This is a genomic window from Kitasatospora sp. MY 5-36, from assembly GCF_001182915.1.
Taxonomy (GTDB): Bacteria; Actinomycetota; Actinomycetes; order Streptomycetales; family Streptomycetaceae; genus Kitasatospora.
The window spans coordinates 1-2,769 of record NZ_LFVW01000975.1; the positions used below are offsets into that span (position 1 = coordinate 1).

Genomic DNA, 2,769 nt, shown 5'->3' on the forward strand with positions numbered 1-2,769 from the left:
CGGCCGTCAGCCGGTGCGGGAAGTGCGCCCGGCCGAGGCCGGTGGCCCGGCAGACCGCCGCCAAGCCGGACCCGCCGTCCGCGCCCGGCCCGTCGCCCGCGAGCAACTCGGTGTAGCGGTCGGTGAGTTCGGCGAGCGCGGCCGGCGACTTGGCGGACAGGGTCAGCAGCCGCGGCCCGCCCGGACCGGCCTCCCCGTCCCCGGTCTCCCCCGCCTCCAAGGCGGCCGGGGCCTCCTCGATGATCACGTGGGCGTTGGTGCCGCTGATGCCCTGCGAGGACACCCCGGCCCGCCTGGGCCCGGCCGTCCCCGGCCAGGCGGCCCGCTCGGCGACCAGCTCGACCGCGCCCGCCGACCAGTCGACGTGCGGGGTGGGCTCGTCCGCGTACAGGGTGGCGGGGAGCGTGCCGTGACGCATCGACAGCACCGTCTTGATCACCCCGGCGACGCCCGCCGCCGCCTGGGAGTGCCCGATGTTGGGCTTCAGCGAGCCCAGCCGCAGCGGCCGGTCCCGGTCCTGCCCGTAGGCGGCCAGCAGGGCGCGCGCCTCGATCGGGTCGCCGAGCTCCGTGCCGGTGCTGCTCGCCTCCACCACCTGGACGTCGCCGGGCGACAGCCGGGCGTCCGCCAGCGCCTGCCGGATGACCCGCTGCTGCGCCGACCCGCTCGGCGCGGTGAAGCCGTTGCTGGCGCCGTCCTGGTTCACCGCGCTGCCGCGCACCACGGCCAGCACCGGGTGGCCGCGCCGCCGCGCGTCCGACAGCCGTTCCAGCAGCAGCACGCCCACGCCCTCGGAGAGCCCGCTGCCGCCGGCCCCGGCCGAGAACGGGCGGCACCGGCCGTCCGGCGCCACGCCCTGCATCCTGGTGAACTCGGTGAACAGCTGCGGGGTGGACATGACCGTCGCCCCGCCCGCCAGCGCCATCGCGCACTCGCCGCCGCGCAGCGACCGGACCGCCAGGTGCAGCGCGACCAGCGAGGACGAACAGGCCGTCTCCACGGTGATCGCCGGACCGCGCAGGCCGAGCGTGTACGAGATCCGGCCGGACGCCGCGCCGCCCACCGCCCCGGTGGTCAGGAAGCCCTCGGCCTCCTCGGGCACCTCGCCGCGCCCCAGCCCGTAGTCGAGGTTCGACAGGCCGGCGAACACCCCGGTCTCGGTGTCGCGCACCGACTCCGGGTCGATCCCGGCGTCCTCGAAGGCCCGCCAGGCGGTCTCCAGCAGCAGCCGCTGCTGCGGGTCCATGCCATCGCCTCACGCGGGCTGATCCCGAAGAAGCCGGCGTCGAACTCGGCCGCGTCGTACAGGAATCCGCCGGAACCGGTCAGGCTCCGGCCGCCGCCCTCGGGGTCGTACAGCCCCTCCTCCCAGCCCCGGTCACGGGGGAACGCGCCGACGCTCTCCCCGCCCTCGGCCAGCAGCCGCCACAGCGCGTCGGGCGAGTCGACCCCGCCCGGGTACCGGCACGCCATGCCGACGATCGCGATCGGCTCCCGCTCCCCCTCCTCCAGCTCGCGCAGGCGCCCGCGCGCCTCGTGCAGGTCGAGGGTGAGGCGCTTGAGGTATCCGAGCAGCTTCTCGTCCGATGCTGATGCCATGACGGATCGGTCCTCCGTGGGGATCTGGTGGGCTCGTGGTCGTAGGGGGTGGGGGGTGGGGCGGCGGACCGGGGTCAGATGAGCTCGCGGTCGATGAAGTCGAGGAGCTCCTCGGCGGTCGCGGCCTCGACGAGGGCCGCCACGTCCTCGTCGAGGGCCGTCGCGTCCTGGTCGCACTCCCCGGCGGCCGGCTCGGGCCCGATTCCCTCAGCCGGCCCGGTCTCCTGGACGGGCGGGGCGATCCCGGCGTCCAGGACGGCGACCAGCTCGGGCAGCGTCGGCGCCTCGAACAGCAGGGTGAGCGGGAGCTTCAGCCCCGTCGCCGTGCCGAGGCGGTTGCGGAACTCGACCGAGGTGAGCGAGTCGAAGCCGAGCTCGCCGAACGGCCGGTCGTCCGGGATCGCCTCGGGCCGGGAGCCCAGGACGGCGGCCATGTGGGTCCGGACCAGGTCGGCCAGGGCGTCGGCGCGTTCACCGGCGGTCAGGCCGCCCAGCTCCTCGCGCAGCGGGCGGTGCCGCCGTGGCGTCGGGCCGTTCTCGCCCCGCCCCGCTCCGGCGGTCGCCACCACCTCGCGCAGCACCGGCGGGAGGTCCGGTCCCAGGTCGCGCAGGACCTCGCGGTCGAGCCGGGCGGGCACCAGGACGGCGTGCGGTGACGGCAGCGCCGCGTCCAGCAGGGCCAGGCCGTGCCCGGGGTCGATCTCCACCAGCCCGGCCCGGGCGAAGCGGGCGCGGTCGGCGTCGCCGAGGGCGCCCAGCATGCCGTCCGGGTCGCCCCACAGGCCCCAGGCCAGCGCGAGGGCGGGCAGGCCCTGGGCGCGGCGGTGCCGGGCGAGCCCGTCGAGGAAGGCGTTGGCGGCGGTGTAGCCGCCCTGGCCGGCGCCGCCGAGCGTCCCCATCACCGAGGAGACCAGGACGAAGGCGGTGAGCGGGTGACCGGCGGTCAGCTCGTGCAGGTGCCAGGCGCCGTCGGCCTTGACCCGCATCACCCGGTCGATCCGCGCGGGGGTGAGCGAGGCGACGGGCGCGTCGTCCACCACGCCGGCGGCGTGGATCACGGCGGTCAGCGGGCGCCGGGCGGGGACCGCCGCGATCATCGCGGCGACGGCGGCCCGGTCGGCGACGTCCACGGCCGCGAACGCCACCTCGGCGCCGAGCCCGGTCAGTTCG

At 76.9% G+C, this 2,769-nt stretch carries 1 protein-coding gene and 1 pseudogene; both read right to left on the minus strand.

Annotated features, from left to right (window positions below; translation table 11 throughout):
* Positions 1-1,677, minus strand: a pseudogene (locus tag AE652_RS39050) (type I polyketide synthase); the annotation flags it as partial.
* Positions 1,674-2,769 (minus strand): beta-ketoacyl reductase (locus tag AE652_RS39055; RefSeq protein WP_159028696.1); only part of this gene is annotated, 1,096 nt, incomplete at its 5' end. The pseudogene AE652_RS39050 and the gene AE652_RS39055, both read right to left, overlap by 4 nt.